Genomic DNA, 16,954 nt, shown 5'->3' on the forward strand with positions numbered 1-16,954 from the left:
TTGAGCTTTCGCAAAAAACTTCGTACCATTTTTTGATCTATTCCGAACTATACTCTTGGCAGAGGCGTTGAAATAGACAAATTATTGAAATTATGTGACGTATAGTGTTTGCAAGCTCTGCGTCATAGAAGGAATGGCGTTGAAATGGTTGCACTTTTTGTGCCCAATGATATGAGTACCCTGGAGAAAAATGAGTCTCTTTCACTGATGAGTATGGTAAGTGAGCCGCAGCAGTTGGCGGCGACGATGAAGAATAAGTTGTTTGTGGTCAAGTTGGGGGGAGCACGCTGGAGTCGGAGCGGGTGGTGTTGCAGGATATTGTCTGGTTGCATGCCTGTGGCATTAAGGTGGTGCTGGTTCATGGCGGTGGTCCCTCGATCAACGAGTGGTTGACGAAGTTCAATATCCCGGTGCATTTTGAACAGGGATTGCGCGTGACCGATGCGCAGACGTTGAATGTGGTGCGCATGGTTCTGTGTGGACAGATCAATCAGGAGCTTGTTGCGATGACGGAACAACTTGGCGGACGCGCGGTTGGTCTGTCTGGCATGGATGACCATATGATACACGCCCATATTGCGGACGAGCGCCTGGGTTTTGTGGGGGCTGTCGATACGGTGGATGCCAGCCTGCTCGAACGTATCTGTGACGATGGTTATATACCTATTATTGCGCCTCTCGGACTGGACGAAAATGGCCAGTGCCTCAATATAAATGCCGATGTTGCTGCTTCCCATATCGCGGGCGCCTTGAGAGCGGACCGTTTGATCTTCTTGAGCAATGTGCGCGGCATCTGCCAGCCTGATGGCTCGCTGATTCCTGAGCTCAACGAACAGTTGGCCCACGAACTGATCGAGCATGGGGTGATCTCTGGCGGCATGCTCCCCAAGGTCAATGCCTGCCTGGAGGCTTTGCAGGATGTGCCGTGTGTGCATATCGTCGATGGGCGTATGGCCCATGTGTTGCTGTATGAAATGCTGGAAAGCCAGACCGTTGGAACTCAATTTATCCGCTAGTGCGAGCATACTGCCCGAGAAGGAAAGAGCATGCGCATCTTAAGTATGCAGCCCAAAGGTTTTCGCTGCTGCGCCAAAAATGTTGGTATTAAAGATACTACCCTGGATTTTACTGTGATTGCTTCGGACGTGCCCGCTGCTGCGGCCGCGATGTTTACCCAGAACCGTTTCTGTGGCCCCGCCATCACGGTTGGGCGTGAGCATGTCAGCAACGGACGCCTGCAGGCATTTGTCATCAATAGCAAGAATGCCAACGTCGCCACCGGCGAAGAGGGTCTGGCCAATGTTCGTGAGCTTGTCGGGCTGGTGGCCGAAGAGCTCAATATCGAGTCTGAGGACGTACTGCCCTCCTCGACCGGCGTCATTGGTCGCCAGTTGCCGATGGAGAAGTTGCGCCAGGGGATCGCTGGCAGCGGGCAACAACTACAGTATGGACACCTGGAGCAGGCCGCCCGGGCCATCATGACCACCGATACCTATCCCAAAATGCACTGCTGCCGCATCGGTAACGCGACGCTGGTTGGCATCGCCAAGGGCGTAGGCATGATTGAGCCCAACATGGCCACCATGCTGGCATACTTCCTGACCGATGCCAGTGTCGATCCCGAGCAGCTGCGTGTCTGCCTCAAGGAAGCCGTTGAGCCCAGCTTTAACATGGTGAGCGTCGATAGCGACACCAGTACCAGCGACACCGTAGCCATCATGGCCAACGGCCTGGCTGGCGAGGTCAACCTGGCCGACTTCCGCCAGGCATTACAGGACATGTGCCTACGCCTCGCCCGTGAACTGGCCCGCGACGGAGAAGGGGCCTCCAAACTAATCGAGGTCACCGTCGAACACGCCCTCAACGCCCAGCAAGCCAAACGGGTCGCCAAATCCATCGTCAACTCTCCACTCGTCAAAACTGCCATCTTCGGCTCAGACCCCAACTGGGGCCGTATCGCCATGGCCATCGGGAAATGCTATGAACAAGACACAATTGTACCAGAAAAGATTGATATTGCCTTTGGTTGTATTCCTGTCTATCATCGAGGTCTTGCTGTGGATGAAGGGCATCTATCTGCACTAAAAAACTATCTCGACCACGACGAAATCGCCATCCACGTCTCCCTCGGACTCGGAGAAGAACAGGCCCGCGTCTGGGGCTGCGACCTCACCTACGACTACGTCAAAATCAACGGCACCTACACCTCTTAAATAATAAAAAAAACACGAAAACCGTAGGCGCGACCATCAGTGTTCGCGCCTACGGTTTTCGTGTTTTTTGCGGCTTTTGCTTGTGGAGGGGGCTGCTCGTGATGCTGAAAACCCTGATAAATGATTGCTCTTGCTTCCATCGCGGCACTCATGGTATCTTGTTGTTATTGATTTAATAGAGAAAAAACTATTTTAAGCGCTGAATATATTTCAGGGTGGCGCGGACGTTTATTTGTGTGCTTGAGAGGTAGGAGACCTTGCTGCACTGCGAGTGGGAAGAGATGCGTGCCTATAATCAGGGAGGAAGAACCAGTTTGAAGAAGGATTTTCGTCTGGTTGATGATGTAACTGCAGAATCGGAGACAGGCGCTTCCGGTGGCGCTACGGCTCAACAACGTTTGCGCTGGCAGCTAGCAGGAGGGCCTGGATGGAACAAGGATGTTCTATTGCCGGGGACCCTGGTCTTGATCATTACTACACTGACCGTTTGTATCTATTATCTCTACCATCCCTACGCTGAGTTGACGGCCGATACTCCAGGATATATGGAATTTGTGCGCCAGTTGCGCACGACGGGCAACCCCATCAACGTCTTCCGCCTGCCTACCTATCCACTATTTATCTTATTGATCACCCTGCTGGCCGGTCCCAACAATCTGCTGGCCGTTAGCATCGTACAAGGCATCCTCTATATCCTGGCTACCCTCGAATGTTATCTGCTGGCCTACCTGATTTTTGGGCGCGCCTGGTTGGCCTTCGTGCTTAGCCTGTTGCTAGCAACCAACGTCATTCTGATTTCTTATAGTAAATTACTGATGACCGAAGGGCTCTCCCTCTGGTTGTTGATGACCAGCCTGCTGCTGGCGCTGAGGTTGCTGCAGAGCGGGGATGGACGCCTCTTCAAGTGGTTAGCCCTGTGCCTGGGGCTGCTGTTTTTTACGCGGCCAGAGTGGGCCGCTTTCCCCGTGCTGCTCTATGCTTATCTCCTATGGATGCACTACCGGCGTGGTCAACTGCGCCCCATACTGATGCGAGCCATGCTCTCGCTGGCGCTGCTCTATACGCTGCTGGGGCCTATGTGGCTGGCAACTACATTATAAATCACTATCTCGGTTTAACATATGTAGAGAATATGAACCTGGTAGGGAAGGTGATGCAGTATCAGATGCAGAATGAGGTCCCGCCGCAGTATGAGCAGGTGCGCCGTGTGATCGACGACAATGTGAGGTCTGCCCACCTGACACCCTATCAATTGGTGACTCGGCATCCAGAGCTTGGCCGCGACAACGCCCGCGTCCTTGGAGATTTCTCACGCGCCATCATCCTGCGCCATCCCCTCGAATTTGGCCTCAAAACCGTCCCCATGCTCTTTGCATCGCTGACCAGCTACTATCCGGTCAGCACCTTGCCGCCCCCGCCTGGTGGGCCCCAACACGGTTGGACCGAACAGAGCGTGAATGTGCTCCTCTCCTTCGACCGGCTGCTGTACAGCAGCAACGCCCTCTTCCCCTATTGCGCGCTCCTCTGGCTCGGTCTGCTATGCTGGCCACGCACCCGCCCTCAATGGAGCGTACAGCTCATGGCCCTGCTCGTACTGACCGTCAGCTTTGCCCTGCTCCTCACCACCCTGGGAGGCTACTTCCTGAGCGACCTGATGCGCGTCCACGTCGTCTTTGATCCCCTGCTCCTCCTCATCGTCTGGGGCACCATCCTCGGCATCCCAGCGCCCCTGCTCGCTCGCTCCAAGCCTCGCCGCATGAAAAAGCAACAGGAACCATGATCGTGGTTCCTGTTGCTTTCAAAGGCCTGTATTCTATATGTTTAGATTATTCGTGGAGGGTGGGAGGTATCTCCTTGCCCTCAGGTATAAAGCGAATCGACAAAGAGTTGACGCAGTGGCGTGTATTCTTGTTGGTCAGGCGCTCGCCAAGGAAGACATGGCCCAGATGGCCCCCGCAGTTGGCGCAGAGAATCTCGGTCCTGCGGCCATCGGCATCGGTCTCGCGCCGTACCGCATTGGGATAATTCTCATCAAACGCTGGCCAACCACAGCCACTATTAAACTTGCTCTCCGAAGAAAAGAGGGGAGCATTACAACGGCGGCAGATGAATGTTCCGTCCGCAAAAAACTCATCATACTCATTTCTGAATGGGGCCTCGGTCCCCTTGTGCAGAATTACGCGCTCTTCCTGAGGTGTTAATTTGTTCATCTCTATCCCCTTAATGGTATATATTGTAGCTCTAAAAGACATCTCTAAGCCATGGTAATCTATATAACAATTCACCGTCAAGATTGGTTCCCTGAATTCATGTTTCTCTTTGGCGCCTGCGGCGCCGGGTTGGGCGTGTGGAGTGTGTGTGGTGGCGGCTGCGGCCGCCCAATGTCGTTGAGATACAAAGAATTTGAGCTCAAACATGGGATGGGAGCCTGCTCCTCCTTTTCCCTTCCTGTACGAAAAAGCGACAAGAAGGACGATGTCATAGGTTCGGGCCTCAGCGCCCGATTGCCCCACCGGTAGTGGGGCCCGGTCTCCTCGCCGCTCGGTCTCTTGTCACCGATCCCTCGACCCACGCGGTGCCCAAACGCATGATTCGTGTTTGGGCACCGCGTCTCTTGTCACCGATCCTTCGACCCACGCGGTGCCCAAACGCATGATTCGTGTTTGGGCACCGCGTAAAGGAAGGGCAAATACCACGAGGTGCTTGAGTGCTAGGAGACCGGGCCGCCCTACCGGGGCGGCAATCGGGCGCTGAGGCCCGAACCTATGACATCGTCTTTCTTGTTGCCTGGATGCTCAATGAAAGGGAGGGAGCTTGTCGTCCGATGGCAATCACCATGTTTGAGCTTTTCTTCTCTCAACGGTATTGTGCGGCCGCCCACCACACTCCACACAGGAAAGAATGTCGATCTTAACGATCTCTGGACGAACATAAAAAAAGCCCTGCCTGAAATTGAAGGATCTTTTCCGTAGTAGGATAGGCAGAAGTGCTTGCAGGTGGAGGACATAAAGAGTCCCGCTACCCATCGACGTCGGCGGGCAGCGGGACTCAGCGAGGTTACGGAGCGACCGGGGTCGGTTCCGCAACGGATTGGGGTTTGCTGCTTGTGGCAAGGCGACGAGCCATCGTGCGATTGGCCGATTGGAGGGCCCGCACAAAGAGCCAGCCGGCGATCACGGCAACTCCCGCCAGTGAGATCCACATAATAACCAGGGCGACAACTGGATTGCTGCTGCTGGTAAAGATCTGTCCAAAGCCTGCCAGGTACGTCTGGCTGTTTGCCTCGATAGCGAAGACCTGGACGCCATAGTAGAGGGTAGCTCCCAGGACCAGGAAGGCGGTCGCCCAGCGATAGGCGGTTACGTCGTCGTCAACGCGGCGCGAGAGCTTGACGGCCAGGGCCAGCAACAGACAGAGCGCGGCCAGTGGTCCGGTGATGGGTAGCGTGTTATTGACGACCAGGTTAGGGGCAAAGAAGACCCAGCTCAGCGCGAAGGTTATTAACAGGACCGCATCGCGCATCAGCAGATAGGACATCCACCAGACATCGGCGCCCAGCCGCAATCCACAGCGGCGCAGCGTGCGTAGCACATAGGGGCGTCCCAGGTGCAACATCAGGGTCATTGTCCACAGCACGGGCAGGAAGGCGACGATGGTGGCCACGAGCCACAGGGATCCGCCCTGCACCAGAGCATTCGTAATCGCATTTGTGACATCTTCAGGTTTCATTGGAACACTCCCTTTACTTCTTTGCTAGCGAGTCCTGCGTCTCTGAAACAATTTCCGCTCGTCCGCCTGTCCTTAATGTATAGATGGCCGCTATCGCACCCATGATGGCCAGCAAGACAATGGTTACGTAGCCCAGACCAACTGCCCAGTTGGGATTGCTGCTGGTAACCAGGAATTGGCTGATGTTGAGCAAGGGGCCAGTGCTAACGGCGTTGGCCTGTACACCGATCACATAAGGGACAAAGTAGAAGATCGCACCCAGGCCGAGCAGGTAGGTGGTCAGCCGGAAATCGCGAATGTAGTGGTCCGGATCTCCCATGAGTTTGATCAGTAGGGCCGCGAAGAGACAGGCCGCCGCCAGTCCGCCCGTGAGGGGTAGCTGATCGGTTGTGACAACATCCGGGAAGAGAAACATAAAGCTCATAATGACGCCGGAGATAATCAATATGTCACGTAAGGCAATATAGATGAGCCAGAGCAGATCTGCTCCCAGGCGCAGGGTGAAGCGGTCAATCATATCCAGGATATAGGGCCGCCCCAGGTGTAGACCGAGGATGGCGAGCCAGATAATTGGCAAGGTAGCGGCCAGAGTTCCTTCAAGGAACTGCTCACCACCCGCGTTAACGCCGTTGACAATGGCGGTAGTTAATTGATCGGGAGTCATCGAAACTTTTCCTCCTTGAAAAAAGGCATCGACACAAGATATCCCTTTTCAGCTAGCTGTTTGAGCAAGCGCCCAAACAGCTCGAATAATTATTTTTCGGCCAGCGTGCTGACCACTTTCTCCCCAACGGGAGGATTAATGACATGAATGGTTGGACATAGATAGGCGACGTCGCAGCGCAGGCAGCGTCCGGCCTCATGGCGGGCCTGGCCCTCCGTAAAGCCTTTGGCGAACTCAAGCGTACGATCGTGGGCCGCCTGTTTATTGCGTAGCGGCATAATCACCCGTGGGCTTGGACGCAGGTCCAAAGTAATCTGGCCATCTAGTGGCAGGGTCGATGGTGTCTGGAACTCGTCCGCAGGCAGTTCAGCGATTGCCGTGGGAGAGAGTTTGCGCAGATAGGCATGGATCGAGCGGGCAGCTTTACGTCCATGGGCGGCGGCATGAATAATATCGGTTGGACCTGAGGTGACATCGCCAGCCGCGAAGACGCCGAGTGCCCCCGTCGCTAACGTAACCGGATTAATCATCAGTCCACCCCAGGTGGTCACGCCCACGCTGGTCCCATCGGGTAAGAATGAAGGATCGGGTGCCTCGCCAATGGCTACCAGCACGGTATCCACCGCTATATCGAACTCGGTTCCCAGTACAGGCTCAGGTCGGCGGCGTCCCTGGGCATCGGGCTCAGTGAGCCGCATGCGCTGGCAACGTACGCCTGTTAATTTGCCGGCTTCGCCCAGCAACTGGACCGGAGCGACCAGCTCCTGCAGCTCGATACCTTCCTCATGGGCGGCCCGCACCTCTTCGATCTGGGCAGGCATCTCAAGTTGGGTCCGACGATAGAGGATGGTTACGCGTTCTGCACCGGCACGCAAGGCTGAGCGGGCCGCATCCAGCGCCGTACTACCACCTCCGATGACCGCCACCGTTCCACTGAGCTTTGTGCTGTCATCCAGGTTGTAATCTTTAAGGAATGTCGTAGCCGGGATCACGCCCGTTAGAGCCTGTTCACCGGGAATATTCAGGCGCTGGCTGCGCTGTGCCCCGACGGCCAGCAAGACGGAGTCAAATTCTTGTTGTAGCTGTAAGAGGGAGATGTCGCGTCCGATGGCCATATTGAAGTGCATCTCCACTCCCAGCGCACGGATGGCGTCGATATCCCGATTCAGTTCGGCGCGCGGCAGACGATATTCAGGGATACCAATGGCCATCATGCCACCGGCCACCGGCATGGCATCAAAGATCGTTACAGCGTAACCACGGCGAGCCAGGTAGTAGGCGGCACTCAGTCCGGTTGGACCCGCGCCGACGATGGCCACGCGCTCCGCATAGTGTTGAGCGGGCGGAGGAATGACTCGTTTATGGTTGGCTGCTGTGTGATCGCTGGCGAAGCGCTTCAGATCACGAATAGCGATCGGCAGATCGAATTCACCGCGTCGGCAGGCATCTTCGCAGGGAGCCGTGCACACGCGACCGCAGATAGCCGGGAAGGGATTAGGCTCTGAGGCCACGCGTAGCGCCTCCTCATAGCGTCCTTCGGCGATCAAGCTGACGTACAGGCCAGCGTTAGTGCCGACCGGACATGCCGCCTGACAGGGGGCGCGCAGATCCTCTTTGCGCTCACCTAACCAGCTGCGCCAGCTCTGCCAGGTAGACTGCCGCTCGGCTACATGCCAGGCGCGCCCCTCGCCCCAGGGAGTATCGCCAGGCTCCTCTGGCGTAGCGTGTGTATAGGCGTCCAGTGGCTGCCAGCCCTGCTCTGGTGGCAAATATGTGAGTGGACCCCGCTGGGCGTATGCGACCTCCTTAATACTGCTCTCAATCTTAATGGCATTGGTTGGACACTCCTGGACACATACCTGGCATCCTACACAGGCAGATACCTGCACCGGTGCCAACATCATCCAGGCCCGCGTGGCCGACTCCCCAGGAATTGGACTCAGCAACTCATCCACTTTTCCCGGCTCACCAGTGCCCGATGGTCGTGTCATATCCAGACAGCGTACCGGACATAGGTCCATGCAAATGCCGCAATTAATACACGTTTGATTATTAACATGAAAACGATAGGCCATGCTCACCTCCTCTTTGCATCATCGCGTCTCATCCTCAACGGACTGCTGGCGGTGGCAAGAAGTGTATATCAATGTATGATCACATGGATGAAGCTTAAACCTCTCGTATCTCAAACGCATCACAAAAAAAGCATGTAATAGTTACAGATTCGTCACAATGGATCTTCCCCAGTCTGGTTATGAATTATTATGATTTGCGGAAATGCTGCTCCGCGGCATTTCCGCAAATCATAATAATTCATACATGTTTTAACCTTTGAGGGAGCCGGCGAGGATGCCACGTACGAAGTAGCGTTGCAGCGAGAAGAAGATCAGGAGGGGCAGGGCCATTGAGATGAAGGCGGCGGCGGTCAGGACCTGGTAGTCGGTGCCATAGGAGCCGACGAGGTTGGCGATGGTCAGGGTCATGGGCGCGTGCTGGGGATTGCCTCCCAGGAAGATCAGGGCGACCAGCAGGTCGTTCCAGACCCACATGAATTGGAAGATGGCTAGCGAGGCCAGGGCGGGTAGCGCCAGCGGGAGGATAATGTTCCAGAAGATGCGCAGGTGGGAGGCGCCATCGATGTGGGCCGATTCCAGCAGGTCTGAGGGTAGCGAGGCGAAAAAGTTGCGCAGCAGGAAGATGGAAAAGGGGAGGCCGAAGGCGGTATGGGCCAGCCAGATGGCGGTATACTGGCCGGTGAGGCCGATGGCGGTAAACAGCGAAAGGATAGGGACCAGGGCGATCTGCAGCGGGACCACCAGCAGGGCAACGATGCTGAAGAAGAGCAGGTCGCGACCCGGGAAGCGCATCCAGGCGAAGGCATAGGCGGCCCAGGAGCCGATAAGCAGGGGAAAGATGGTGCCCGGGATGGCGATGATCAGGCTGTTGAGGAAGGCTTGCCCAAATCCCTGGGCCTGCAGGACCTGCTGATAGTTTTGCAGCGTAAAGTTCCAGGGCAGCGTCAGGCCAGTCCACCAACCGGTCGTTGAGATCAGTTCCGGCGGTCGCAGCGAGCTGACAAAGAGTCCAAAGGTCGGCACCGACCAGAAGAGTCCGATGCAGATCGCGATGGCGCTAATCACGCTCTGGCTGAATATCTGTTGCAATGAGCGCCTCTGCACGCTACGTCTCCTTTGACGTCCCGCACGCTTTGCTGGCTGGTCGTTCAATGTCTCGCTGGCTGGTAATTGTCCAGAAATATTACTCATCGTAAACTCTCCTCAGCACGTAGACGGCGGATATTGATATACATAATGGGCGCGATGGTGAAAAAAAGCAATATTGCCAGTGCACTGGCCAGACCATAATTATTAAATGTGAAGAGCTGGTTGTAGAATTCCAGCGCTACCACATCGGTCCGATAGTTGCCGCCGGTCATGACGTAGACGATATCAAAGATTTTGAGGATATTGATGATCATGGTCGTGCTCACGACCGCCAACGTCGGCCGTAGCAGCGGAACGGTGATATGCCAGAACATCCTCAGTCGATTCGCCCCATCAATCCTGGCCGCGTCAACAATGTCATCAGGAATATTCTTCAAGCCCGCCGAGAGGATGACCATACAGAAACCGGTCCACATCCAGACATAGACCAGTAGCATGGCATAGTTGTTGAAGTTTGGGTTGATCAACCAGGCCTGCGGCGGCAACTTCAAGAGCGCCAGCAGCGCATTGAGTAAGCCGATCTGGGTATCGCCGGCTGGTTGATAGATGTAGACCAGTCGCCAGATGATGCCCGCGCCAACAAAAGAGATCGCCATCGGCACAAAGAGGGCCGACTTCACCAGGCTCTCGACCTTGAGCTGATCCACCAGCACCGCTACCAGCAGCCCCAGCCCCACCGTCAGAACAGTGCCAAACAGTAGCCAGAACAGATTATTTTTTAGCACCTCTAGCATTGCTGCATTGGTAAAAATCATCTGATAATTTTTCAGACCCACAAAATTGGTTTCATCGGCGTTTTGAAAACTCATAACCAATGTATTGAGCAATGGATAAATAAAAAAGATTACTTCCAGTAATACGGCAGGCCCGATCCATAGCCAGCCGCGCCAGAGGCCACGGTACCTTCTTGCTGCAACATGTTTCTTTGCGTGCATGATCATCATCTCTATCTTTTTAGGCCCTCGCGCACAGGCTCTGCTGCATTCGGGATTTTTGATGCTCTGGTGCAAAGTTTGCTCTATGTACACTTTTGCACCAGAGCATCAAAAAGGTGTGGGCGCGCATTTGCCTGTCCGCCGCTTCCCAGGGCGATGGGAGTCTGACGCACTCTGTAAGGCTCTTCCAGAGGACTTACGCCTGGTATGCCAGCTGAGCCTGACTCTCGATGGTGTTGAGCACACTATCCAGCTGGCCTGGATCGCTGATATAGGTCAGCGTCCCCTTCCAGAAGGCGTATTGTACGGTCTGCGGGATCAGGTCATCGGCACTGACGCGGAACGCCGTGGCTTTCGTCATTTGCTGGGCAGTCGCCCAGGCGACCGCATCGGGATAGACGCTCTTCTCAACGGCTGAATTGACCGAGGTAGCCCCGCCGCGTTTCACCCAGATGCTCTGAGCCTCCGCCGTCGTCATAAACTCCATAAACTGGCGTGAGCCATCATTATCCTTAAAGGCGGTCAACAGGTCAGCCCCACCAATCACCGATCCCTTATATTGTGGGTTGATCGAAGGAAAGGGGAAGAAGCTAAAATCCTGTCCACTTTTAATAGTTTTAAATTGATTTTTGATAAAGCCCGCCGCAAAGTCACCCAGATAATACATGTAAGCCTTCGCCGGCTTCTCGAACGGCAGGTAGGAGGCATCCTGGAAATTGGTCGCCAGGATGGCCTGGGCTCCTCCATTGACATAATGTTTGCCCAGTGCGATCTGCCCGAAGGTCCGAAAGGCATCCTTAATACTGGCATCGGTCCAGGGAATCTTATGCGCCACCCACTGATCATAGAGATCCGGGCCGTATTTATTAAGATAGATCTCAGCGATCCAGTCGGCGGCTGGCCAGCCGCTGGTGGCCCCGCTTTCTACGCCTAGCGACCAGGGATATTTGCCCTGGCGGGCCAGTTTATCGGAGAGCGCCAGCAATTCATCCCAGGTCTGGGGGACGCTGACCCCCACCTCATGGAAAGCCTGAGGATTATACCAGATGGTGCCCTTGGTATTGGCCTTGGGCAAGACTGCATAGACCTTGCCATTGTCAGAGGAATAATCGATCCACGCTTGCGCATAATTCTTCTGATACTGTTGCATATTGAAGAATGTATCCAACCGGACCAGCTTATTCTGGGCTGCCAGCTCGTGGAAGTGGGACACGCTGGGCATGCCGCTCACATCCGGTGGATTATTGCCGCGCAGGCGCGTGGTCAGCACCGCCAGCAGGTCACGCGTCGTCTCCACATTGACCTTGATGCCGGTCTTTTTGGTAAAGACCGCATTGATCATATTAAATGAATCCAGTTCTTCACCGCTCCACTCGGTCAGGACATCGATCGATTGGACCTTCGTCGAGCCGTTTCTCTGTGGACCAGGATTGTCCTCGCAGGCTGCCAGCAGGGTCGTGGCGGCACTGATGCTCAGGCCAGCCGCCATGGCCCTGCACAGGAATTCGCGGCGTGGAATACGTGTAATCACAAAATCCTCAACGAGTTGATCCAGATGGTGCCGCTGGCGACGATCGAAAATGGGCATAACTAACCCTCCTTGCATATTTGGTGCAGCACAAAACGTCTGTGGGAAGAATAAGAATCATTGTTTTGTATAGATAAATGATTATTGCTACAGAAACGCCTGGCCAACGGGCCGCACTTCCAGAGGAACTCCAACGCTGTGGATTGGACGAACGGCCCTATCTTACTCCTGTGTCTATGGCCCTATCGCCCAGATCTGCGCGGTCCGATCCCAGCTGGCAGAAGCGACTTTCTTGCCATCGGGTGACCAGGTCAGGGCATCGACAAGATCGGTATGTCCCCATACGTAAATGAATTTGTGCCAGTTTTTGCATCCCAGATTTGTACTGTATTATCCCAGCTGCCCGAGGCGATGTATTTGCCATTGGGCGACCAGGCCAGCGCATCCACATCCTGACTATGTCCATGATAGACCAGCAGCAGCTTGCTGCTGTGTGTGTTCCAGACCTGAACATCGGTTGCGCGCCCGCTGATGGCGATCTCCTTACCATCAGGCGACCAGGCCAGCGCATCCACTGGATCACTAACCGAATAGGTATAGATGAGCCGGGTCATGCCAGTCGTGGCGCTCCAGATCATCACCTTGCTATCCCGCCCCCGGAAGCGATCTCCTGGCCATCAGGCGACCAGGCCACCGTATCGACAAATTCCTGGTGTCCCGTATAGACCAGTAGCGGGCGGCCCGTGAAGGCCTGCCAGATCTGGACGGTATGGTCCCAACTGCCGGAGGCGATGCGCTGCCCATCGGGCGACCAGGCCACACTGCTAATCTCTGAGGAGTGGCCCGTGTATGTATGGATGAGCCGGCCCGTGAAGGCCTGCCAGACCTGGACGGTGTGGTCCCAGCTGCCGGAGGCGATGAACTGGCCATTGGGCGACCAGGCCACGCTATCAACCGGTTCACTATGGCCGTTATAGGTCGTGATTACCTCACCGGTGCGCGCATCCCAGACCATTACGCTATGGTTCCAGCTTCCCGTTGCCACGTAACGGCCATCAGGCGACCAGGCTATGGCGCTCACATAATCATTTTGCTTATGAAAGGTGAGCAGGGCTGTCCCCGAGGTATGATTACTGGTAATCATATGTAACAGCCCAAACAGGCCTACCATGATAACCACACAGGCGGTCAGCATCGTACCTAGCAAGACCCTGTTGGTCTGCCGCTGCCAGGAGCGCTTGCGGGCGTGCCGCTGTCGCTGTGCCAGCTCTGCTTGCGAGCGTCGCCGTTGCGGTGGAGCGGCAGGCAACTCTATACTTCTATCCTCAGCCTCCAACTGTACCGAAAAACGCGGAAAGGTCTTCATCGTCGCCTGGGGCAGTGCGCGCAGTGCGTCATCCATCAGGCGATAATTCTCCTGGCGCATCCGACAGGCTTCACACTCCGCCACATGAGCATCCAATGCAACCTGATCTTGCGCAGAGAGATCGCTACGCCGCAGTGCCAGTTTTTCCTCCCAGGCGGAGCACGGTGGCTTATACATCGTTTCTTCTCCCCCTGGCCTGTAACTGTATATATATTTCGAGTAGTGCTTTTCTGCCTCGGCTCACGTATTTACTCACACAGCTTTCTTTAATATTCAGCTGTTCAGCGATTTCCAGTGGAGAACAGCCCTCGACACAATATAAAATCAAGCAAATGCGATATTTATGCGGGACCAGGGCCAACGCTTCTCGGAGCAACTCTGCGTTCTCATACCTGCCCTCTGGCCCCTCGACCTGCATCGCCGCATAGTCGTCCGAGCAGCGATCAAAAGCGACCGTCGCCATATGCCGGTGGTGCTTCTGATAGTCATAGGCCAGATGCGTCGCGATTCGATAGAGCCAGCTCTTAAAGGCCACAGGACTGCGTAGCTGTTGTAAAGAAAACCAGGCCTTAGAAAAAGTCTCCTGGGTTAACTCGCTCCCAGTGCCGTCACTGCCCACCATATTATTTAAATAAAGATTGATAGGATTGCTATAGTATCTATACAGGACATTAAAGGCTTCCTCATCCCCTGCTGGGCACGTATGACCCACCTCTCTAGATCTGGTGCCTTGTTACCTCTTTCATCATCGTCCTCAGAGGAACTCCATCCAGTCACTTGTACCATGGCTTTACTCCTTGTTTGAGACGGCATTGTCTGGTATCCATACCGCTAAGTCACAGCCAACCCCATTTGTGGCAACCACCCAGGGATATTGTCCTGTGTATATCTCCCATGTATCTTTATATTCGCATTCAATTACAAAGACATCACAATGCTCTAATTTAAGACAATATCTCGACATTTTTGTGCCATAGGAGATGAAATTTGATAGAGATATGTATAAAAGATGGCTGGGATGATAAAATATATATGAGACCCGCGCCTGGAAAGGATGCGCAATCTCGAAGATAACAAGAAACATGATCTGTACGTGCGGGGCTTGCCCCCGCTTTTAACTTATCTGCCTGAAAAATCAACAATAAAAGCGATTTGCAGCTATTATATTTGGCGCAAATTATTATTATTGTATTTTTGCGAGCAGGGACGGATAAAGCGGGGCAAGCCCCGCACGTACAGATCATGTTTCTTGTATTTTTGCGAGCAGGGACGGATAAAGCGGGGGCAAGCCCCGCACGTACATTTTGTTATGGCATGATGTATGTCGAGACGTTGCTGAATGCGCGGAAGCCCAGACGGTGGTAGATGCTGAAGCCCATGGGGGAGGCGGTAAGGATGGCGATGCGGTAGCCGAGGCGGCGCGCTTCCTGGATGGCGAAGGCGGTCATGGTGGTCCCGATGCCCTGGCGGCGTGCCTCGTGGATGGTAATCACATAGCGGATCGAAGCCACACCTCCCGCGAGGAAGAGGCCAAAGGTTGCCACCGGTTGGTTGTCGAGCAGGCCGAGGTAGAGCTGGTAAGGACTGGTTGGCCCAAGGGGAAGTCCACTGTAGACCTGGAAGAATTGGTCGGTGACTTCACGAGGCGCGCCACAGCCCCATACTTCGGCCCATTGGCGTACCATCTCGCGGTTAGTGACTAGCTGGATGTTCAGGCGCGTGGATGAAGGGACCTCTTCGGTCGCTTGTTGGAGGTCGAGGGCCATGGCTGGCTCCGTTTCATCAAATGAGAGGCCGTGCGCCTTCAATAGTTGACCCAGGTTGTGTGGGTGTGAGGTCGGCCCAATGTGCCAGCAAAAGCTCAGCTGGCGCTGGGCAAAGTGTGCCTTGATACGTTGAATCGTGGTCGCCAGGGTCTCGGGATCTTGTTGCGCCTGCACAACACCGTTGAGGAAGTCAAGGGTGCACCCGTCTCGAACCAGCATAAATCATCTTCTTCATGAAAGTGGGAGGGGGCTGAGTACACAATAGACGCGCGTAAGACTTATAATTCGCATCCATCGCAATGGATAGCTGGGCCGGATCTAGCTGTTGTAAGATATCATCCATGCAGATCTATCAACTTTCTTTTTATCTCTAACTTCCATGTAATATGCTTATCTTCTTGATTTTATCACGTTTTATGGCAAGAGGAAGATTGCGCCAGCTTTCTCGTAAGCTTTTCAATTAGACGGGCGAAAATGCCTCATTCTATAGGTTCAAACTTCTCATTGCAATAATGCTGACCTTTTATTCTTTTTTATTCTTGTTGTATGCTGTTTATGATGATACGCATACAATATGAAAAGTTGCATATGCGCTAAGAAAGGAAATTTTTATGGCTCGTGTTGAGTTTGGTTGGATGCCCCCGCTGGGCAGTAGCACCCAGTCACGTCAGGAGTTCATGGCATCTCTACGTCAGGGATTGAGCATGATCGGTGGGCATTTTGATTCGGTCTGGTTCCCAGACCATTTGCAGTTTGGGGATCGCCCTTTTCTGGAGGGTTGGACGTCCCTGACCTATCTGGCGGCCCTGGAGCCGCGACTAAAGATCGGCCATATCGTGCTCTGTCAGCTCTTTCGCAATCCGGCCTTGCTGGCAAAGATGGCCGCGACCCTGCAATATGTGACCGAGGGTAACTTTATCGCCGGTATCGGTGCTGGCTGGCAGGAGGAGGAATGTAAGGCCTATAATATTCCCTTCCCGGGCCCTGGTCAGCGTGTTGAAGAACTGGATGAGGCGCTGCAGATCATGAAGGCGCTCTGGCGCGAGGATAACGTGACCTTTGAGGGTAAGTATCACCGGGTCACCAATGCCTTCTGCCAGCCCAAACCTGATCCGGTGCCACCCATCATGGTAGCTGGCTTCCAGCCCCGCATGATGCGCCTGGTCGCTCGGCATGCTGACTGGTGGAACACTGGCTACAGCGATCTCGAAAAGACCAAAGAACAGGTTGCTAAGCTCGATGAAGCCTGCCGCTCCGTTGGCCGAGACCCCAGGACGCTGCGCCGCACCGCTATGATCGGTTGTTATTGCGCGTCCAATGAGCAGAAACTCAAAGAACTCACCGACAAACACAGCGGACCCTTTGGACTGGGCCTCGTTGGCACGCCCGCGCAGCTGGTGGAGCAATTCAAACCCATTATTGACCTGGGCTTTGACTACTTCATGATCACAGCTGGCGGCTTCCCAGATCTCACCACCCTGGAACTGCTCACCCATGAAGTTCTACCCGCCCTCAACGCTCGATAGAGC

Annotated in this window: 17 protein-coding genes; 5 read left to right on the forward strand and 12 right to left on the reverse strand. The window is 54.6% G+C overall.

Annotated elements, in window-relative coordinates; genetic code table 11:
* Positions 1–305: 305 nt before the first annotated feature.
* The 4 genes from argB (at position 306) to EL645_RS24135 (ending at position 3,993) form a co-directional block, all read left to right on the forward strand.
* Positions 306–1,016 carry an acetylglutamate kinase gene (argB, locus tag EL645_RS24120; protein WP_246035454.1) on the forward strand — a complete coding sequence of 237 codons (711 nt, stop codon included), beginning with the start codon at positions 306–308 and terminating at the stop codon, positions 1,014–1,016.
* A 30-nt stretch (positions 1,017–1,046) separates the two neighbouring features.
* The gene (gene argJ, locus EL645_RS24125; RefSeq protein WP_126552963.1) at positions 1,047–2,213 is read left to right on the forward strand and encodes a bifunctional glutamate N-acetyltransferase/amino-acid acetyltransferase ArgJ; all 1,167 of its coding nucleotides are present in this window, start codon (positions 1,047–1,049) and stop codon (positions 2,211–2,213) included.
* Positions 2,214–2,527: 314 nt separating this feature from the next.
* Entirely contained in the window at positions 2,528–3,313 is a 786-nt protein-coding gene (locus tag EL645_RS24130) for a glycosyltransferase family 39 protein (RefSeq protein WP_161977648.1), read from the forward strand.
* Between the two features lie 65 nt (positions 3,314–3,378).
* Entirely contained in the window at positions 3,379–3,993 is a 615-nt protein-coding gene (locus EL645_RS24135; RefSeq protein WP_126552967.1) for a hypothetical protein, read from the forward strand.
* Between the two features lie 46 nt (positions 3,994–4,039).
* On the opposite strand, the gene EL645_RS24140 is transcribed toward EL645_RS24135, so the two are convergent.
* The 12 genes from EL645_RS24140 to EL645_RS24190 all read right to left on the reverse strand — a co-directional run bounded on the left by EL645_RS24140 (position 4,040) and on the right by EL645_RS24190 (position 15,644).
* On the reverse strand, positions 4,040–4,423 hold the full coding sequence (locus tag EL645_RS24140; RefSeq protein ID WP_126552969.1) for a methionine-R-sulfoxide reductase: 384 nt from the start codon (positions 4,421–4,423) through the stop codon (positions 4,040–4,042).
* 847 nt (positions 4,424–5,270) lie between these two features.
* A complete protein-coding gene (locus EL645_RS24145) occupies positions 5,271–5,942 on the reverse strand; it encodes a hypothetical protein (RefSeq protein WP_126552971.1) in 672 nt (223 codons plus the stop codon).
* Between the two features lie 13 nt (positions 5,943–5,955).
* Positions 5,956–6,606: a hypothetical protein gene (locus tag EL645_RS24150; protein ID WP_126552973.1), complete on the reverse strand. Its 651-nt coding sequence runs from the start codon at positions 6,604–6,606 to the stop codon at positions 5,956–5,958.
* Positions 6,607–6,695: 89 nt separating this feature from the next.
* Positions 6,696–8,681: an FAD-dependent oxidoreductase gene (locus EL645_RS24155; protein ID WP_126552975.1), complete on the reverse strand. Its 1,986-nt coding sequence runs from the start codon at positions 8,679–8,681 to the stop codon at positions 6,696–6,698.
* Between the two features lie 249 nt (positions 8,682–8,930).
* Complete coding sequence (locus EL645_RS24160) at positions 8,931–9,872, reverse strand: carbohydrate ABC transporter permease (protein WP_126552977.1); 942 nt, start codon at positions 9,870–9,872, stop codon at positions 8,931–8,933.
* Entirely contained in the window at positions 9,869–10,765 is an 897-nt protein-coding gene (locus EL645_RS24165) for a carbohydrate ABC transporter permease (RefSeq protein WP_246035455.1), read from the reverse strand. The genes EL645_RS24160 and EL645_RS24165 overlap by 4 nt, the downstream gene beginning before the upstream one ends.
* A 196-nt stretch (positions 10,766–10,961) precedes the next feature.
* Entirely contained in the window at positions 10,962–12,353 is a 1,392-nt protein-coding gene (locus EL645_RS24170) for an ABC transporter substrate-binding protein (protein WP_161977649.1), read from the reverse strand.
* A gap of 174 nt (positions 12,354–12,527) precedes the next feature.
* Positions 12,528–12,671, reverse strand: a complete 144-nt coding sequence (locus EL645_RS45695) for a hypothetical protein (RefSeq protein ID WP_371865757.1) — start codon at positions 12,669–12,671, stop codon at positions 12,528–12,530.
* Complete coding sequence (locus EL645_RS24175; RefSeq protein ID WP_126552983.1) at positions 12,605–12,931, reverse strand: WD40 repeat domain-containing protein; 327 nt, start codon at positions 12,929–12,931, stop codon at positions 12,605–12,607. The genes EL645_RS45695 and EL645_RS24175 overlap by 67 nt, the downstream gene beginning before the upstream one ends.
* On the reverse strand, positions 12,931–13,836 hold the full coding sequence (locus EL645_RS24180; protein WP_126552985.1) for a WD40 domain-containing protein: 906 nt from the start codon (positions 13,834–13,836) through the stop codon (positions 12,931–12,933). Before EL645_RS24180 ends, EL645_RS24175 begins: the two co-directional genes overlap by 1 nt.
* Positions 13,829–14,371, reverse strand: a complete 543-nt coding sequence (locus tag EL645_RS24185) for an RNA polymerase sigma factor (RefSeq protein WP_126552987.1) — start codon at positions 14,369–14,371, stop codon at positions 13,829–13,831. Before EL645_RS24185 ends, EL645_RS24180 begins: the two co-directional genes overlap by 8 nt.
* 595 nt (positions 14,372–14,966) lie before the next feature.
* Positions 14,967–15,644 carry a GNAT family N-acetyltransferase gene (locus EL645_RS24190; RefSeq protein ID WP_126552989.1) on the reverse strand — a complete coding sequence of 226 codons (678 nt, stop codon included), beginning with the start codon at positions 15,642–15,644 and terminating at the stop codon, positions 14,967–14,969.
* 392 nt (positions 15,645–16,036) lie between these two features.
* Between EL645_RS24190 and EL645_RS24195 the strand changes: the two genes are divergently transcribed.
* Positions 16,037–16,951: an LLM class flavin-dependent oxidoreductase gene (locus EL645_RS24195; protein WP_126552991.1), complete on the forward strand. Its 915-nt coding sequence runs from the start codon at positions 16,037–16,039 to the stop codon at positions 16,949–16,951.
* Positions 16,952–16,954: the final 3 nt, after the last annotated feature.

This window comes from Dictyobacter kobayashii (genome assembly GCF_003967555.1).
Lineage (GTDB): Bacteria > Chloroflexota > Ktedonobacteria > Ktedonobacterales > Ktedonobacteraceae > Dictyobacter > Dictyobacter kobayashii.

What these genes read in the sequence shown, in the direction of transcription:
- EL645_RS24195 (WP_126552991.1), top strand. Translation starts at nt 16,037, where the DNA reads ATGGCTCGTGTTGAGTTTGGTTGGATGCCCCCGCTGGGCAGTAGCACC.
- EL645_RS24175 (WP_126552983.1), bottom strand. Translation starts at nt 12,931, where the DNA reads ATGATCTGGAGCGCCACGACTGGCATGACCCGGCTCATCTATACCTAT.
- EL645_RS24190 (WP_126552989.1), bottom strand. Translation starts at nt 15,644, where the DNA reads ATGCTGGTTCGAGACGGGTGCACCCTTGACTTCCTCAACGGTGTTGTG.
- EL645_RS24160 (WP_126552977.1), bottom strand. Translation starts at nt 9,872, where the DNA reads ATGAGTAATATTTCTGGACAATTACCAGCCAGCGAGACATTGAACGAC.
- argJ (WP_126552963.1), top strand. Translation starts at nt 1,047, where the DNA reads ATGCGCATCTTAAGTATGCAGCCCAAAGGTTTTCGCTGCTGCGCCAAA.
- EL645_RS24145 (WP_126552971.1), bottom strand. Translation starts at nt 5,942, where the DNA reads ATGAAACCTGAAGATGTCACAAATGCGATTACGAATGCTCTGGTGCAG.
- EL645_RS24150 (WP_126552973.1), bottom strand. Translation starts at nt 6,606, where the DNA reads ATGACTCCCGATCAATTAACTACCGCCATTGTCAACGGCGTTAACGCG.
- EL645_RS24135 (WP_126552967.1), top strand. Translation starts at nt 3,379, where the DNA reads ATGCAGAATGAGGTCCCGCCGCAGTATGAGCAGGTGCGCCGTGTGATC.
- EL645_RS24140 (WP_126552969.1), bottom strand. Translation starts at nt 4,423, where the DNA reads ATGAACAAATTAACACCTCAGGAAGAGCGCGTAATTCTGCACAAGGGG.
- EL645_RS24165 (WP_246035455.1), bottom strand. Translation starts at nt 10,765, where the DNA reads ATGCACGCAAAGAAACATGTTGCAGCAAGAAGGTACCGTGGCCTCTGG.
- EL645_RS24180 (WP_126552985.1), bottom strand. Translation starts at nt 13,836, where the DNA reads ATGTATAAGCCACCGTGCTCCGCCTGGGAGGAAAAACTGGCACTGCGG.
- EL645_RS24155 (WP_126552975.1), bottom strand. Translation starts at nt 8,681, where the DNA reads ATGGCCTATCGTTTTCATGTTAATAATCAAACGTGTATTAATTGCGGC.
- EL645_RS24170 (WP_161977649.1), bottom strand. Translation starts at nt 12,353, where the DNA reads ATGCCCATTTTCGATCGTCGCCAGCGGCACCATCTGGATCAACTCGTT.